The sequence below is a fragment of the Streptomyces capparidis genome, assembly GCF_054782095.1.
The window spans coordinates 143,251-160,105 of sequence record NZ_BAAGTD010000002.1; the positions used below are offsets into that span (position 1 = coordinate 143,251).

The 16,855-nt window shown below is 74.3% G+C and carries 11 protein-coding genes; 5 read left to right on the forward strand and 6 right to left on the reverse strand.

What is annotated here, in order from left to right:
* Positions 1-243: 243 nt before the first annotated feature.
* Complete coding sequence (locus ACYVO2_RS02685; RefSeq protein WP_461005895.1) at positions 244-1,362, reverse strand: metallophosphoesterase; 1,119 nt, start codon at positions 1,360-1,362, stop codon at positions 244-246.
* Positions 1,363-1,609: 247 nt separating this feature from the next.
* A complete protein-coding gene (locus ACYVO2_RS02690; protein ID WP_461005896.1) occupies positions 1,610-2,716 on the reverse strand; it encodes a LacI family DNA-binding transcriptional regulator in 1,107 nt (368 codons plus the stop codon).
* Between the two features lie 323 nt (positions 2,717-3,039).
* Between ACYVO2_RS02690 and hisC the strand changes: the two genes are divergently transcribed.
* The 4 genes from hisC to cydD all read left to right on the forward strand — a co-directional run bounded on the left by hisC (position 3,040) and on the right by cydD (position 10,860).
* Positions 3,040-4,134 (forward strand): histidinol-phosphate transaminase, encoded by a 1,095-nt coding sequence (gene hisC / locus ACYVO2_RS02695; protein WP_461005897.1) that lies wholly within the window; start codon positions 3,040-3,042, stop codon positions 4,132-4,134.
* Positions 4,135-4,555: 421 nt separating this feature from the next.
* Positions 4,556-6,067 carry a cytochrome ubiquinol oxidase subunit I gene (locus ACYVO2_RS02700; RefSeq protein ID WP_461005898.1) on the forward strand — a complete coding sequence of 504 codons (1,512 nt, stop codon included), beginning with the start codon at positions 4,556-4,558 and terminating at the stop codon, positions 6,065-6,067.
* A 30-nt stretch (positions 6,068-6,097) separates the two neighbouring features.
* A complete protein-coding gene (cydB, locus tag ACYVO2_RS02705) occupies positions 6,098-7,255 on the forward strand; it encodes a cytochrome d ubiquinol oxidase subunit II (RefSeq protein ID WP_461005899.1) in 1,158 nt (385 codons plus the stop codon).
* Positions 7,252-10,860: a thiol reductant ABC exporter subunit CydD gene (gene cydD, locus ACYVO2_RS02710; protein ID WP_461005900.1), complete on the forward strand. Its 3,609-nt coding sequence runs from the start codon at positions 7,252-7,254 to the stop codon at positions 10,858-10,860. Before cydB ends, cydD begins: the two co-directional genes overlap by 4 nt.
* Before the next feature lie 40 nt (positions 10,861-10,900).
* Here cydD and ACYVO2_RS02715 read toward each other — a convergent pair whose 3' ends face one another.
* The 3 genes from ACYVO2_RS02715 to ACYVO2_RS02725 form a co-directional block, all read right to left on the reverse strand.
* Positions 10,901-11,758: an HAD family hydrolase gene (locus ACYVO2_RS02715; protein WP_461005901.1), complete on the reverse strand. Its 858-nt coding sequence runs from the start codon at positions 11,756-11,758 to the stop codon at positions 10,901-10,903.
* 63 nt (positions 11,759-11,821) lie between these two features.
* Positions 11,822-12,733: an LLM class flavin-dependent oxidoreductase gene (locus ACYVO2_RS02720; protein WP_461005902.1), complete on the reverse strand. Its 912-nt coding sequence runs from the start codon at positions 12,731-12,733 to the stop codon at positions 11,822-11,824.
* 103 nt (positions 12,734-12,836) lie between these two features.
* A complete protein-coding gene (locus tag ACYVO2_RS02725) occupies positions 12,837-15,143 on the reverse strand; it encodes a peptidoglycan recognition protein family protein (RefSeq protein WP_461005903.1) in 2,307 nt (768 codons plus the stop codon).
* Positions 15,144-15,405: 262 nt separating this feature from the next.
* Between ACYVO2_RS02725 and ACYVO2_RS02730 the strand changes: the two genes are divergently transcribed.
* Positions 15,406-15,852, forward strand: a complete 447-nt coding sequence (locus ACYVO2_RS02730; RefSeq protein WP_461005904.1) for an SgcJ/EcaC family oxidoreductase — start codon at positions 15,406-15,408, stop codon at positions 15,850-15,852.
* A gap of 107 nt (positions 15,853-15,959) precedes the next feature.
* On the opposite strand, the gene ACYVO2_RS02735 is transcribed toward ACYVO2_RS02730, so the two are convergent.
* Complete coding sequence (locus ACYVO2_RS02735) at positions 15,960-16,847, reverse strand: MerR family transcriptional regulator (protein WP_461005905.1); 888 nt, start codon at positions 16,845-16,847, stop codon at positions 15,960-15,962.
* Positions 16,848-16,855: the final 8 nt, after the last annotated feature.

Genomic DNA, 16,855 nt, shown 5'->3' on the forward strand with positions numbered 1-16,855 from the left:
TCCTGACTCCGCTGTACCCATCCACGGGGCGGCCGTGACGGCGGAGTCCCCCCGTTGCTCCCTCCGATGCTCATTCCCCCGGCTGTGCCGATCGGGCTCGGTGAGCCCGGATCCCCGGCTCGGCGGGCGGATGGACGTGGAGGGCCTTGGTCAGATGCCTCGATGGTAAAGCCGGGAAGTGAGACGGTGGCAGTGTCTTTCCAGAATTGGGGTGGCGGGGGACCGGGCGGGGCGCGGGAGCGCTCAGTGCGCCGGGGCGCCGTCGGCGGGCGGCGCGGCGCCCGCGGGCGGGCCGTTCAGGGGGAGCCGGGCGACGAGGAGGCTGCCGTCCATGGTGACCCCGCCGTCCATGGCCACCGCCAGGTCGTCGGCGTAGACGTGCGGCCCGGAGACGGTGGGCACGCCGTCCCCGTCGCCGTTCTCGGAGCCGACCTCGCCCAGCAGGTAGGGGATCGGGCTGTGGCCGTGCACCAGGCGCCGCCCGCCGTAGGTGTCGAGCAGCTCCCGCACGGCCGTCGGCCCGGCGTCGCCGCGGAAGGCGAAGCGCTTGGTGAACTTGCGGAACAGCTCCCAGCACTCGTCGGCGTCGCCGCGCCGCAGCACCTCGTGCACGTTGTCGTTGACGTCCTCGATGGTCCCGCCGTACTCCAGGTACGCGGTGGTGTCGGAGTGCAGCAGCAGGTGGTCGTCCTCCAGGTGGGCGGCGTCCAGGCGGGCCATCCACGCGACGTGGTGGTCCTGGAGGCGCTCCATGTCGCTGGGCTGGCCGCCGTTGAGCCGCCAGGCGGCCAGGAACGAGGCGGTGCCCGCGCCGGAGTTGACGGGCTTGTCGCCGAACCGCTTGGCGCCGAGCAGCAGCAGTTCGTGGTTGCCCATGAGGGCCTTGGCGTAGCCGCCCACGGACGCGGCCTCCGCGGACAACTGCATCACCAGGTCGATGACGCCGACGCCGTCGGGGCCGCGGTCGGTGAAGTCGCCGAGGAACCACAGCCGCGCGTTGCCGCCCGACCAGTGGCCGTCGTGGTCCACCAGGCCGTGCGCGTACAGGGCTTCGCGCAGCTCGTCGAGGTAGCCGTGCACGTCGCCGACGACGAACAGCGGCCCGGGGCCCGACTGCGGCGCCGTCCCGGCCGCGGTCACCGGTTTGAGCTGCACGGTCGGGGTGTCCCGCGGGGGGCCGCCGATCAGGGACGGGTCCAGCGGGAGGTTGGGCTGCGTGGGGGTGTAGCCGGGCCCGGGCGGGGGAGGAGGCGCGGGCGCTGGCGGCACCGTGGGAGGCGCGTCGGTGGGAGAGTCGGCAGCCGGGGGACGCCAGCTCACTGATGCCTGGACAACGGGTCCTGGACCGGCCCCCTGTGTCATCGACCCCTCCACCCTCGCGCCGCGCTGCCCACCGGGAGATCCGACCTGTCCGCCCCTGTCCCCCTGCCCGCCACCGGGCAGGAGAGCCTGTTGGGCGAGAGGGGCTCTTCCGGTGTCATTCGCCCATCATAGGAACGACGCTGTCGGGTTGTGACGCACCCGGGGGGCGTGATTCGGTGCGGTGCCCACAAAACGTGATGAAATCCGCTGTCCCCCGAGTGCGCCGGAGCGTGCCCGCGGGCGGGGCTCAGCCGGAGCCGGGGGAGCGGGGTGGACTGACCTTGATCCGGGGCGGGCGGCGCAGGGACGACGTGCGGACGATCAGGTCGGTCGGCATGACCTGGTGGATGGGGTCGGCGGGCCGGTGGCTGCCGACGCCCTCGATGGCGTCGATGAGGAGCTGGACGACGGCGGTGCCGATCCGGCCGGGCTTCAGCGACAGCGTGGTGATCGGGGGCTCGGTGCTGGCGTAGACGTCGCTCTCGCTGCAACAGACGAGCAGCAGGTCCTCGGGGACGCGCAGGCCGTAGCGGCGGGCGGCGGCGAGCAGGTCGGTGCCGTTGGGGTCGAACAGGCCGTAGACGGCGTCGGGGCGGTCGGGGCGGGCCAGTAAGCGGTCGGCGGCGACCGCGCCCGCGCACGGGTCGTGGGCGGGGTAGCTCTCGTACACCGGCTCCTGGCCGACCCGCTCGCACCAGGAGAGGTAGGCGGTGGTGGACAGGCGGGTGTAGGTGTCGGTGCTGGTGCCGGTGAGCAGCCCGATCCTGCGGGCGCCGGCGTCGGCGAGGTGGTCGAGGATGCGCAGGACGGCGGCCTCGTGGTCGTTGTCCACCCAGGCGTGCACCGGGCAGTTGCCGGGGCGGCCGTCACTGACGACGGGCACGCCCTGCCGGTGCAGCTCCTCCACGACCGGGTCGTGGTCGGAGGGGTCGATGACCACGGTGCCGTCGAGCGCCACGTTGCTCCACACGTCGTGGCGCGAGGACGCGGGCAGGATGACCAGCGCGTAGCCGCGGGCGAGCGCGGCCGAGGTGGCCGCGCGGGCCATCTCGGCGAAGTAGGCGAACTCCGTGAAGGTGAACGGTTCTTCTCCGTAGGTGGTGACGGTGAGACCGATCAGGCCCGACTTGCCGGTGCGCAGCGTGCGTGCGGCGGCGGACGGTCGGTAGCCGAGACGGTCGGCTACCTCACGGACGTGACGGCGGGTGGCTTCGGGAAGGCGGCCCTTGCCATTGAGCGCGTCGGAGACAGTGGTGATCGAGACTCCGGCCGCTGCGGCCACGTCCCGGATACCTGCCCGCTCCAGCCGCCGGCCGCTGGGCCGGCTCGCCTGGTGGTGTCCTGCTGCTGTCATGGCGAGCCGATAGTAGGGCTCGGGCCCATACCAGGGGGGAGTACACGGAGAAGGATTTGCGGATAGGTTTCTGCAAGGTGTAATGGGCTTGCGGCCTTGATTTTTGAGGTCATTCGGGGATCAGTTCGGCGCTTCGGGCACGAAGAGTCGGATTGCCGGGTGAGAACACCGGAGGGGCGGCTCGGGGTAACTCACCTGTACGGGTGATGCGCGCCCTGGCTCGCGCCACCCGCGCACGCCCGAGCGCGCGACATCTCCCGCCATGTGCACGCCCCCCATAGGGTGAGGTCGGCAGGACGGACGAGGCGAGTGGAGGCCGGAAGGTGAGCGAGCGAGGGCCCAGGCTGCGCGGGGCGCTGGAGGGGATCCCCACCTACAAGCCCGGGCGGCCCGCCGCGGCCCGGGAGGGCGCGGACGCGGACGTGCCGTCGTACAAGCTGTCGTCGAACGAGAACCCGTACCCGCCGCTGCCCGGGGTGCTGGAGCGCGCCGTGGCGGCCGCCGCGTCGTTCAACCGCTACCCGGACATGACCTGCGGCGCGCTCGTCGCCGAGCTGGCCGACCGGTTCTCGGTGCCGGCGACGCACATCGCGACCGGCACCGGCTCGGTCGGGGTGGCCCAGCAGTTGCTCCAGGCCACCAGCGGCCCCGGCGACGAGGTCGTCTACGCCTGGCGCTCCTTCGAGGCGTACCCGATCATCACCCAGATCTCCGGCGCCACCTCGGTGCGGGTGCCGCTCACGGCGGGCGAGGAGCACGACCTGGCGGCGATGGCGGACGCCGTCACCGAGCGGACCCGGCTGGTTTTCGTCTGCAACCCCAACAACCCCACCGGCACCGCAGTGCGCCGCGCCGAGCTGATCCGGTTCCTCGACCGGGTGCCGCGGGACGTGCTGGTGGTGCTGGACGAGGCGTACCGGGAGTTCGTCCGCGACCCCGAGGTGCCCGACGGCCTGGAGCTGTACCGGGACCGGCCGAACGTGTGCGTGCTGCGGACGTTCTCCAAGGCGTACGGCCTGGCGGGGCTGCGGGTCGGCTTCGCGGTGGCGCACGAGCCGGTGGCGGCGGCGCTGCGCAAGACCGCCGTGCCGTTCGGGGTGAGCCAGGTGGCGCAGGAGGCGGCGGTGGCGTCGCTGCGGGCGGAGGACGCGCTGCTGGAGCGGGTGGAGAAGCTGGTGGGCGAGCGGGAGCGGGTGCGGGAGGCGCTGCTCGCGCAGGGCTGGACGGTGCCGCGGTCGGAGGCCAACTTCGTCTGGCTGCGGCTCGGTGAGCACACCGACGCCTTCGCGCAGGCCTGCGAGAGTGCGGGCGTGGTCGTCCGCCCGTTCACCGGCGAGGGCACGCGCATCACGATCGGCGAGCCCGAGGCCAACGACATCCTGCTGCGGGCGGCGGAGGAGTTCCGCAAGGAGCTGTAGGCGGGCGAGCAGCCGGCGGGCCGGGCCGGGCGGGGGTGACCCCCGCCCGGCCCGGCCCGCTTTGGCGACCCCGCCCTGTGCCGGGCGCAAGTAGGAGATGAGACATCCGTCACGCGCCCGTCCGGTCCCGGCGCGCTCGGAGCGCCGCGCCGGTTCCCCCTGCCGCGCCCCTCCTGCTCGCTCTTCCCTGTTTCCGCTGGTCAGGCGGGGGCTCCTGAGCCCATCGGCCCCATGCCTCCCGGTCCTGCCGGCCCCTGGACGACCCCGAGGGGCCCCTGCGACGCGTCGAAAGGGCTCCGCCATAATGGTGCTTGTGAATGCGTTCACATTCACGAGCGCTGCCGCTTCCGGGTGAATCCCGGGCGAGTGGTGCGAATGGGGTGATCGCCTCCATTCCGAGAACGTGCGAAGGAGACGTGGCGTGCACCTGGCCCTGGAGCAGGTCGATGTCGCCCGATGGCAGTTCGGCATCACGACCGTCTACCACTACCTGTTCGTCCCGCTGACCATCGGTCTCGCCGCCCTCACGGCGGGCCTCCAGACCGCGTGGGTGCGCACCGGCAAGGAGCACTACCTCCAGGCCACCAAGTTCTGGGGCAAGCTGTTCCTGATCAACATCGCCATGGGCGTGGTCACCGGCATCGTCCAGGAGTTCCAGTTCGGCATGAACTGGTCCGACTACTCGCGGTTCGTCGGCGACGTCTTCGGCGCCCCCCTGGCCTTTGAGGCGCTGCTCGCGTTCTTCTTCGAGTCCACCTTCATCGGGCTGTGGATCTTCGGCTGGGACCGGCTGCCCCGGAAGGTGCACCTGGCCTGCATCTGGATGGTCTCCATCGGCACCATCCTGTCCGCCTCCTTCATCCTGGCCGCGAACAGTTGGATGCAGCACCCCGTCGGCTACCGGATCGACCCCGTCAGCGGCCGCGCCGAGATGACCGACATCGTCGCGGTGCTCACCCAGAAGACCGCCCTGGTGGTGATCTTCCACACCCTCACCGCCGCCTTCCTCACCGCCGCCGCCTTCATGGCGGGCATCGCCTGCTACCACCTGGCCCGCCGCAGGCATGTGAAGGTCATGCGCACCTCGCTGCGCCTGGCGCTGACCGTCGCCGTGGTCTTCGGCCTCGGCACGGCGATCAGCGGCGACATGCTCGGCAAGGTCATGTACGAGCAGCAGCCGATGAAGATGGCGTCGGCCGAGGCGCTGTGGGACACCGAGAAGCCCGCCCCGTTCTCCGTGTTCTCCTACGGCGACGTGGAGGAGGGCCACAACAAGGTCGCCATCGAGATCCCCGGACTGCTGTCCTACCTGGCCAAGGGCGACTTCTCGGCCGAACTGCCCGGCATCAACGACCTGAACGAGGCGGAGCAGCAGAAGTACGGGCCCGGCGACTACCGGCCCAACATCCCCGTCACCTACTGGGGCTTCCGCTGGATGATCGGCTTCGGCATGACGTCCTTCACCTTCGGGGCGGTCGGCCTGTGGCTGACCCGCAGGCGGTTCTGGGTGGCCCCCGAGCACCGCACCGTCTCCGACGAGCCGCCGCACCTGATGGTGACCAGGAACCGCCGCCTGGGCGGGACCCCGAGCCGCTGGTTCTGGCGGATCGGCCTGCTCACCATGGGCTTCCCGCTGATCGCCAACTCCTGGGGCTGGATCTTCACCGAGATGGGCCGCCAGCCGTGGGTGGTGTACGGGCTGCTGCGCACCGAGGACGCGGTCTCGCCCGGCGTCTCCACCGCCGAGGTGGTCACCTCCCTCGTCGTCTTCACCGTCCTGTACGCCGTCCTCGCCGTGATCGAGGTCCGGCTGCTGGTCAAGTACGCCAAGGCGGGCCCCGCCGAGCTCACCCCCGAGGACCTGAGGGACCCCGGCGAGGACGGGCCGGACGCGGACGCCGACGCCGACAAGCCGCTGGCCTTCGCCTACTGAGCCGGCCCACGAGACGGAAGGAACACCCCCGTGGAACTGCACAGCGTCTGGTTCGTCCTCATCGCCTTCCTGTGGATCGGCTACTTCTTCCTCGAGGGCTTCGACTTCGGTGTGGGCGTGCTGACCAAGCTGCTCGCCCGCGACGAGCGCGAGCGGCGCGTCCTGATCAACACCATCGGCCCGGTCTGGGACGGCAACGAGGTGTGGCTGCTCACGGCGGGCGGCGCCACCTTCGCCGCCTTCCCCGAGTGGTACGCCACCCTGTTCTCCGGTTTCTACCTCCCGCTGCTGCTCGTGCTGGTCTGCCTGATCGTGCGCGGCGTCGCGTTCGAGTACCGGGCCAAGCGCGACGACGAGCGGTGGAAGCGCAACTGGGAGCACGCCATCTTCTGGACCTCCCTGCTCCCCGCCTTCCTGTGGGGCGTGGCCTTCGCCAACATCGCGCACGGAGTGGCGATCGGCCCGGACAAGGAGTACCGGGGCGGCGTCCTGGACCTGCTCACCCCGTACACGCTGCTCGGCGGCCTGGTGACGCTGGGCCTGTTCACCCTGCACGGGGCGGTGTTCACCGCGCTGAAGACGCTCGGCGACATCCGCGAGCGCGCCCGCGCCCTGGCGACCCGGCTCGGCCTGGCCACCGCCGTGCTGGCTGCGGCCTTCCTGCTGTGGACGCAGGGCGAGCACGGCAACGGCCGCAGCGCCGCGACCGCGGCCGTGGCGGTGGCCGCCCTGCTCGCCGCGCTGGCCGCCAACGCCAGGGGCCGCGAGGGCTGGGCGTTCTCCTTCTCCGGCGTGACCATCGCGGCCGCCGTGACCACGCTGTTCCTCACGCTCTACCCCGACGTGATGCCCTCCACCCTGAACGACGACTGGTCGCTGACCGTCGAGAACGCCTCCTCCTCCCCCTACACGCTCAAGATCATGACCTGGGTCGCGGCGTTCGCCGCCCCCATGGTGATCTGCTACCAGGCGTGGACGTACTGGGTGTTCCGCAAGCGCATCGGCACCCAGCACATCCCGGGCGGCGGCCCCGGCGCCTCCACCGGCCGGGACCGGCCCACCAGCGGGCCCGCCGCCCCCGGCGACGCCGCGGCCGCCACCGGGCCCGGCGGCCCCGCCGTCCCGGCGCCCCGGTCCGCCGAGCCCGGGTCCGCCGCCCACGCCGCGCCGGGGCGGGACGGATCGTGAAGCCCGTCGACCCGCGCCTGCTCCGGCACGCCCGCGCCAGCCGCGGCTTCCTGGCCGCCTCCGTGCTGCTCGGCGTGCTCGGAGCCGGCCTGGTCATCGCCCAGGCCACGCTGATCGCCGACATCGTCGTCTCCGCCTTCCAGGACGGCGCCTCGGCGGCCGACCTGCGCACCTCCTTCCTGCTGCTCGCCGCGGTCGCCGCCGGCCGCGCCGCGGTGGCCTGGCTCACCGAACTCGCCGCGCACCGGGCCTGCGCCGCGGTGAAGTCCCAACTGCGCGCGCGGCTCCTCGACCACGCCGCCCGCCTGGCCCCCTTCCGCGACGCGGCCCCGCCCGGCTCGGCCGCGCCCGGATCACCCGTACCCGACGCACCCGCGCCCGGCTCGGCCCTGCCCGGGCCCGCCGCCCCGCCCGCCGGCGCCCCCCGCCCCGAGGCGCCCCGCGGCACCGGCGAGCTGGTGACGCTGGCCACCCGCGGCCTGGACGCCCTGGACGACTACTTCGCCCGCTACCTCCCCCAACTGGGCCTGGCCGTCGTCGTCCCCGTGGCCGTGCTGGCCCGTATCGTCACCGCCGACTGGTGGTCGGCGTTCACCATCGCCGTCACCCTCCCCCTCATCCCCGTGTTCATGGTCCTGATCGGCTGGGTCACCCAGACCCGGATGGACCGCCAGTGGCGCACCCTGGCCCGGCTGTCCGGCCACTTCCTCGACGTGGTGGCCGGGCTGCCCACCCTGAAGGTGTTCGGCCGGGCCAGGGCGCAGGCCACGGCCATCGCCCGGATCACCGGCGACTACCGCACCGCCGCGCTGCGCACCCTGCGGATCGCGTTCCTGTCCTCCTTCGCGCTCGAGCTGCTCGCCACCATCTCCGTCGCCCTCGTCGCCGTGGGCGTCGGCATGCGCCTCGTCCACGGCGACCTGGACCTGTACACCGGGCTCGTCGTGCTCGTGCTCGCGCCCGAGGCGTATCTGCCGCTGCGCCAGGTCGGCGCCCAGTACCACGCCGCCGCCGAGGGCCTGGCCGCCGCCGACCAGGTGTTCGCGGTGCTGGACGCCCCGCTGCCCGAGGCGGGCCGCACCCCCGCCCCCGACCTGGCCCGCGCCCCCGTGCCCGTCCGCGTGGAGGACCTGACCGTCCGCCACCCCGGCCGGTCCGCCCCTTCGCTGCCCGCGACCTCGCTGGCGCTCCGCCCCGGTGAGATCCTCGCCCTGACCGGCCCCAGCGGCTCGGGCAAGTCGACCCTGCTGCACACCCTGCTCGGCTTCACCACCCCCTCCGGCGGCCGGGTCACCGTCGGCGGCACACCGCTGACGGCGCTGGACCCGGCCACCTGGCGCGCGCAGATCGCCTGGGTCCCCCAGCGTCCCCATCTCTTCGCCGGCACCATCGCCGACAACGTCCGCCTCGCCCGCCCGGACGCCACCGACGCGCAGGTGCGCGCCGCCCTGCGCGACGCCGGGCTGCTCGACTTCACGGACAGCCTGCCAGAGGGCACTGACAGTCACCTCGGTGAGGACGGCGCCGGGCTCTCCGCGGGCCAGCGGCAGCGGATCGCGCTCGCCCGGGCGTTCCTCGCCGACCGGCCGCTGCTGCTGCTGGACGAGCCCACCGCCAACCTCGACGGTGAGACGGAGGCCGGGATCGTGGACGCCGTGCGGCGCCTGGCGGCCGGGCGCACCGTGCTGCTGGTCGCCCACCGGCCCGCACTGCTCGCCGTCGCCGACCGGGTCGTGGCGCTGCCGGCCTCCGCCCCCGCGCCCGCGGAGGCGCCCCCCGCCCCGCCGCGGAGCGCGCCCCCCGCCGCGGCCGGCCCCGCGCCCGCCCTCCCCCCGGGCGAGGACGACCGCGCCGCGGACACCCCCGCCCTCGTCGCCCTGCCCCGCCTCCCCCGGGGCCGGATGCTGCTCGCCGCGCTGCTCGGCAGCCTCGCCCTGGCCTGCGCCGTCGGCCTGATGGCCACCTCCGGCTACCTGATCTCCCGCGCCTCGGAGCAGCCGCCCGTGCTGTACCTGATGGTGGCCGTGACCGCGACCCGCGCGTTCGGCATCGGGCGCGCCGTGTTCCGGTACGCCGAGCGCCTGGTCGCGCACGACGCCACCTTCCGCGTGCTGGCCGACCTGCGGGTCGCCGTCTACCGCCGCCTGACCCGCATCGCGCCCGCGGGCCTCGGCCGGGCCAGGCGCGGCGACCTGCTCTCCCGCCTGGTCGCGGACGTCGACTCGTTCCAGGACCACTTCCTGCGCTGGCTGCTGCCCGCCACCGCCGCCGTCACCGTGGGCGCGGCGTCCGTGCTGCTCACCGGTCTGCTGCTGCCCGAGGCCGGCCTGATCCTCGCCGCCGGCCTGCTCATCGCGGGCGCGCTGGTGCCCCGGCTCGCACGCCGCCTGTCCCAGCGCGCGGAACGGCGGCTCGCGCCCGCCCGTGGCGAGCTGTCCACCGCCGTCGTCGACCTGCTCACCGGCAGCCCCGAGCTCACCGTCGCCGGTGCCCTGCCCCGCGCCCTGGGCGCCGCGAAGGACGCCGACTCCGCGCTCACCCGCATCGCCGCCCGGTCCAGCGGCACCGCCGCGCTCGGCGCCGCCCTGACCGCGCTGACCTGCGGCCTCACCGTCGTCGCCGCCGCGCTCGCCGGGGTGCAGGCGGTCGCCGCGGGCCGCCTGGACGGGGTCGCCCTCGCCGTCGTCGTCCTCACCCCGCTCGCCGCGTTCGAGGCCGTGTCCGGGATGCCGCAGGCCGCCCAGTTCCGTGAGCGGGGCCGCCGCGCCGCGGAGCGCGTCAACGAGATCCTGGGCGCCCCCGAGCCCGTGGCGGAGCCGATCCACCCCGAGCCGCTGCCCGAGGACCCCTTCCCCGTGCGGGTGGCGGGCCTGACCGCCCGCTACCCGGGGCAGGTCAGGCCCGCGCTCGACGGCGTGGACCTCGACCTCGCGCCGGGCCGCCGGATCGCCGTGGTCGGCCCCAGCGGCTCCGGCAAGACCACCCTCGCCCAAGTGCTGCTGCGGTTCCTCGACCCCGAGTCCGGCGCGGTCACCCTCGGCGGACGGGACACGCGCACGCTGGACGGCGACGACGTGCGCCGGGTGGTGGGCCTGTGCGCGCAGGACGCGCACATCTTCGACAGCTCGCTGCGGGAGAACCTGCGGCTGGCCAGGCCCGGCTGCTCCGACGCCGAGCTGCGCGAGGCGCTCGCCGCCGCCCGCCTGCTGGACTGGGTGGACGTGCTGCCCCGCGGCCTGGACACGATGGTCGGCGAGCACGGCGCCCGGCTGTCGGGCGGCCAGCGCCGGCGGCTGGCCCTGGCCCGGGCGCTGCTCGCCGGCTTCCCCGTCCTCGTCCTGGACGAGCCCGCCGAGCACCTGGACCTGCCCACCGCCGACGCGCTCACCGCCGACCTGCTCGCCGCCACCCGGGGCCGCACCACCGTTCTGATCACCCACCGCCTGGCGGGCCTGGCCGCGCCGGGCGCGGTGGACGAGATCGTGGTGCTGGACGGCGGCCGGGTGGTGCAGCGCGGCACCTGGGACGAGCTCGCCCACACGGAAGGGCCGCTGCGCCGGATGCGGCTGCGCGAGGAGGCGGCGCAGGCCCTGCCGGTGGCGTGAACCGCGGCGCCGGCGACGCGGCGGGACCGCGGGGAACCGGCTACCTGCCCGCGCCGAGCAGGGACTCGATCACCCGCGCCACCCCGTCGTCGTCGTTCGCGGCCGTGCGGTGGGTGGTGGCCGCCAGCACCTCCGGGTGCGCGTTCGCCACCGCGTAGGAGGTGCCGGCCCAGGCCAGCATCTCCAGGTCGTTGGGCATGTCCCCGAAGGCCACCACCTGCGAGGGCTCGATGCCGAGCCCGGCGCAGCAGCGGGCCAGCGTCGTCGCCTTGCTCACCCCCCGCGCGCTGATCTCCAGCAGGGCCACCGGCGCGGACCTGGTGAACTCGGCGTGCTTCCCCGCCGCCCGGCGCGCCACCGCGAGGAACCCGTCCGGGTCCATCGACGGGTGCCGGGCGAGCAGCTTCAGCACCGGCCCGCGCGAGCCGATGGCCAGCAGTTCCTCGACCGGGGCGACGGGGGAGTCCGGGGTGGCCCAGGTCTCCTGGACGGGGTAGCCCGGCTCGTACCCGAAGCCCTCCGTCCGCTCCACGGCGAACGCCGCGTCCGGGATCTCGGCGTGCAGGGCGCGCACCACGGCGAGGGCGTCGCCCGGCGCCAGCGGGTGCACATCGACGAGCCGGTCGCGCCGCAGATCGTGGACGGCGGCGCCGTTGGCGCATATCGCGATGCCGTGGCGGGCGGTGTACCGGCTGACCAGCCCCATCCACCGGGCGGGCCGCCCGGTGACGAAGAACACCTCGATCCCGGCGTCCTCCGCGGCGGCGAGCGCGGCGACGGTGCGCGGCGAGACGGTCTTGTCGCTGCGCAGCAGGGTCCCGTCGAGATCGGTGGCGATCAGCCGGGGCAGCGGTTCCGCGCCGGGCCGCCCGGGAGGCCGTGAACAGGTCGAGGTCACCCGCCCATCCTCGCGCACCCCGGTCGAGGGGGCGCCGGGGGCCGGAGGAGTCCGCGCGGAACGTCAGCCGAGTTGCCGCGGGGCCTGTGCGGCGATCCGCTCGAAGACGCCGGGGTCGGCGGCGAAGGGGGAGTCGGGGACGGGGGAGTGCACGACGATCTCGGTGATGCCCATCTCGGCGTGGGCGCCGGCGAAGTCCACGAAGGCGTCCACGGAGTCGAGGACGGCGTTGCCCTCGGGGGTGAAGCCGGTCAGCAGGATCCGCTCCAGCGTGCCCGGGTCCCGGCCGGCCTCCGCGCACGCCCGGTCGAGCCGGTCGAGCTGGTCGCGCACGACCCGGCGGGACTCCTCGGGGGTGCCGGTGGCGGAGATCCTCGGGTCGCCGGTGGTGACCCAGGCCTGCCCGTGCCGGGCGGCGAGGCGCAGGCCGCGCGGGCCGGTGGCGGCGACCGCGAAGGGCAGGCGGGGACGCTGGACGCACCCGGGCACGGTGCGGGCCTCGTGCGCGGAGTAGAACGCGCCCGCGTGGGTGACCGCCTGCTGCGTCAGCAGCCGGTCGAGCAGGCCGACGAACTCCTCGAACCGGTCGGCGCGCTCGCGCGGGCTCCACGGCTCCTGGCCGAGCGCGGTCGCGTCGAAGCCGGTGCCGCCCGCGCCCACCCCCAGGGTGACCCGGCCGGCGGAGACGTCGTCGAGGGTGATCAGTTCCTTGGCGAGGGTGACGGGGTGGCGGAAGTTCGGGGACGTCACCAGGGTGCCCAGGCGCAGCCGCGCGGTGGCGCCCGCCGCGGCGGTCAGGGTGGGCAGCGCGCCGAACCAGGTCCGGTCGCGGAAGCTGCGCCAGGACAGGTGGTCGTAGGTGTACGCGGCGTGGAAGCCCAGCTCCTCCGCGCGCAGCCACTCGTCGCGGCCGCCTTCGTGCCAGCGGCGGACGGGGAGGATCACGGTGCTCAGACGCGGGGCGGCGGGGCTCATGGGACCGGAGCCTAGGCGACCCGCGGGGCGCCCGGGGCCACCGGGGGTGGTGGTGTGCGGCGGGCCCGGCAGCCCTCCGAGGGCTGCCGGGCCCGGTGCCGGGTCACTTCAGGTAGACGATGCCGTCGGTGGTGATGGTGGGACGGCCCGCCGTGCCCACGACGACGATCTTGACGGTGTGCTTGCCGCTGGTGGACCAGCTCTTCGTCCAGATCGCGTCCCGGTACTTGGTGGTGGAGGACTTCAGGTCCACGGTGCTCACCCTGGTGCCGTCCACATACACGTGCGCCTGGCCGGAGGTCGAGGCGCGGGAGACCGCCCAGGCCACCGAGCGGCCGGTGAACGTCCAGGTCAGCGAGGCGTTCCTGGCGGTGGACGAGTACGACTTGCCGCCCAGGTAGCTGCTGGAGGACCGGGTGGTCCAGGTGCCTGTCCTGGTCGCGGCGGTCTCCTGGAGGATCACCGGGGTGCCGGCGACCGACGCGCCCGCGGTGTTGCCCGCCTGGTCCTGGGCGGTCATCGACCAGGTGGTGGCGGTGCCGGACTTGGCGGTGTGGTTCGCGCTGGTGACCGTCGGGCCGTACGTCCTGGCCAGCGGGGCCGTCAGACGCACTTCCCGCAGCGCGGCCGTGTCGGTGGCCTTCCACTTCAGGGTGAGCGGCACCGCGGTGGTGTTCACCGTGCCGGTGCGCAGGGCCAGGGACGGTTTGGCCGTGAAGGCGGGGGGCGTGGTCTCGGCGACGACGGTGGCGGCCGCGGTGGTCGTCGTCCTCCCGGACTGGTGCACCGCCCGCACCTGCACCTTGTGGGTGCCGACGGCCAGGGACGCCTTGGCGGAGGTGGCGGTGCCCGCGGCGGTGGCGGCGACCTTGCCGTCCACCAGCAGCTCGAAGCGGGAGATCAGCGGGGCGGGGGTGGTGGCCGACCAGTTCGCGGTGATCTGGGCCTTGGTGTAGTACGTCGTGCCGGACACGCCCGCGCCGGTGATCGACTTCAGGGCCAGGCCGGTGACGGGTCCGTCGGCCCAGGTGCGCAGGGTGGGCAACTGGGCGTAGAAGGCGTCACCGGGGCACTGGGTGTTGTAGCCGTCGCGGTGGCCGTGGATGGTGGGGAAGGTGAGCTGGGCGCCCTTCGCCCAGGACTTGCCGAAGTAGTTGGTGCCCTTGTCGCCCGCGGTGAGGGTGGTGGTGCCGGTGGGGCTGACCCCGTACTGGCCGAGCTTCCAGGCGGCGACGCGGGCGACGGAGGCCATGGCGGCCTGCGTCGGCGCGGTGGCGGTGTAGGTGCCGAGGACGGAGATGCCGGTGGTCTCGGAGTTGAAGCCGTAGGCGTGCGCGCCCATCACCGGCAGGTCCACGCCGCCCTTGCGGCCCTCGTAGACCGTGCCGCACTTGTCGACCAGGAAGTTGTAGCCGATGTCCTTCCAGCCGAGTTCCCTGACGTGGTACGCGTAGATGCCGCGCACCACCTCGGGCGCCTGCGCGCAGGTGTAGTCGTTGGACTCGGCGGTGTGGTGCACCACCACCGCCTTGATCTTCTCGCCCGGCAGGTAGCCGGGCTCCTCCGGGCTGATCGACTCGTCGGCGCCCCAGCCCGCCCGCGGGGTGATCGGCGGGCGCGGCGCGGTGGACGGCGGCGCGGTCGGCACGGTCGCCGTGGGGGTGGGCTCCGGCGGCGGTGAGGTGGGCGGGCTCGGGGACGGGGAGGTGGACGTGGGCGGGGGGTCGCTCGGCGTCGTGGACTCCGACGGCGAAGGGGACTGCGAGTCCGTCGCCGCGGGGGAGGAGCCGGAGGGCTCGGGCGAGGAGGGGGACGGGTCGGCGGACTCGGACGCGGAGTCGCCGGGCGACGGGGAGTCCGAGGAGGTGCCCGGCTCGTCGGCGGCGAACGCCGCGGGCTCCCACGCGGTGCTCTCGGCGCCACCGGGGTCGATCATGGCCAGGCGCAGGCCGGCGGGCAGTCGGGAGGACGTCCTGCCGTCGGCGGTCACCCGCGCCTCGACGCCGTCGGACGGGCCCACCCACGCCGGCTCCGTGCCGCCGCGCGCGGCGCCGTTCTCGCCGCCGTTGTCGGTGTCCAGCCGCAGCCAGCGCGACCACTGACCGGTCCCGGCGTCCCGGGTGCGGACCTCGACCGTGCCGCGCACGTTCTCGGACGGCTTGGTCCAGGTGACGCCCAGCATGCTGAACGGTTCGGCGTCCCGCCTGCCCAGCGTCGCGGTCCCGCCGTCCTCGGCCACCCGCAGGGCCGTGGTGTGCAGCTCCCCCTTGACCGGGACGGGCGTGCGACGCTCGCCGTCCCGCGCGCCGGCGCCGTCCGCGGGCCCCCCGGCCGCGGCCTGCACCACCAGCACTCCGGTGACCCCCGCGGCCACGGCCGCGGACACCCCCCACCAACGACGACGTCTCATGCCGCCCTGCCCCGTCCTTCGCCCGGAAGAAGGTGGCGTCTGCCGACGCCACCGAAAGGCGCAACCTACACCATCGGTGCGACGACAAGTGATCGAATAGTGGACAGAGTATGACTTGGCTCGGAAATGTGCGTACGTCAGCTCAGGTCCGACCGGCGGACGAAGGGCCCGGGCCCTCCCGCCGGCGCGCTCGGACACCGCCGGGCCGGGCCGCGCGGAACCGGCTTGACCTCAAGTGCGCTTGAGGAGGCACGCTTGTCCCATGCAGACACCACAGCAGGCACCCCAGCAGACGGCGGCGCAGACGGCGGACCAGGCCCGTGAGGCCGAGATCGAGGCGATCCGGCAGGTGGTCGCCACGCTCGAGCACTCCCAGCGGAACGAGCTCCCCGAGGAGTTCGTCGGCCTCTTCCGCCACGACGCCATCTGGACGACGGGCGGCGGCAGGTTCCTCAACGGCCGGGACGAGATCTCCGCGTTCACCCACCAGGTGCTCCCCGGGGCGATGAAGGACTCCACGGTCACCTACGAGGTGGTGGACGTGCTGTTCATCCGCCCCGACGTGGCCGCCGTCAAGGCCCGCGCCCGGTACTGGACCCCCGACGGCCGGCAGCTCGGCAACCCGATGTCCCCCATGTACGTGATGGCCAAGGAGGACGGCCGGTGGCTGCTGACCGCCTGCCAGAACACCGAGGTGGCCGACTCCTGACACCCCCCGGCACCGCTGAGGGCGGCCGGGCGCGGCGGGGGCGGCCGGACGTGGCCGGGAGGCGGTGGGCCGCTGGGCGGGCGGACGGGTGGGCCGTTGGGCGGGCGTCACCTGCTCGGCGGGTTCGGCTTCGGGCCCGGCGCCGCCCGGTCCAGCAGGGCCCGCAGCAGGGCGGCCGTCTCCTCCGGGATGGACACCTCGACGTGCACCGTGGGCGGGAGGGGTGCGGCGGCGTGCCGGGTGGGGGCGTAGGTGGCCTCCGGGGTGTCCGCCGCCGGCTGGACCAGGACCTGGTGGACGTGCCGGGTGGCCAGGGTGCGCATGGCCCGGGCCAGTTCCGCGTCCACGCTCTGGCGGGCGAGCGGGCGCAGCCTGCGGACCAGGTCGGCGGCCTGGGCGGCGTCCGCGTCGCTCGGCGGGTGGTCGAGATAGCGCTGGAAGACGTACTCGGTGGTGAACTCCAGGAAGCGGCGGGCGATGTGCTCCACCTGGGCCCGCAGCTCCCGCAGATGGCCGGAGATCGCCGCCAGCGGGACACCCGCCGCGTGCAGCTCCGCGGCGACCGACAGCAACTGGGGGCTCGGTACCAGGAACGCGTCGTCCCCGTCGGGCTCCAGGACGCCCAGGGCCACCGCCTCGGCGATGGCGTCCTCGTCCTCGGCGCCGTCGAACGTCTCGACGAGCTGCTCCCGGGTGAGCCGGTCGGGCGTCTCGTCCGACCAGGGGCCCTCCACCTCGGCGAGCAGGTCGAGCACCCCGGACAGCCCGCGCCCGCTGTCCCACGCCTCCAGCAGCTCCCGGATGCTGGCCAGGGTGTAGCCGCGCTCCAGCAGGCCCGCGATCTGCCGGAGCCGGGCCAGGTGCGTCTCGTCGTAGACGTTGCTCCGGCCGCGTCTCGCCGGTTTCGGCAGCAGGCCGCGGTCCTGGTAGGCGCGGATGTTGCGCACGGTGGTGCCGGTCTCGCGGGCGAGGTCTTCGATGCGGTACTCGGGCAAGCGGGCTC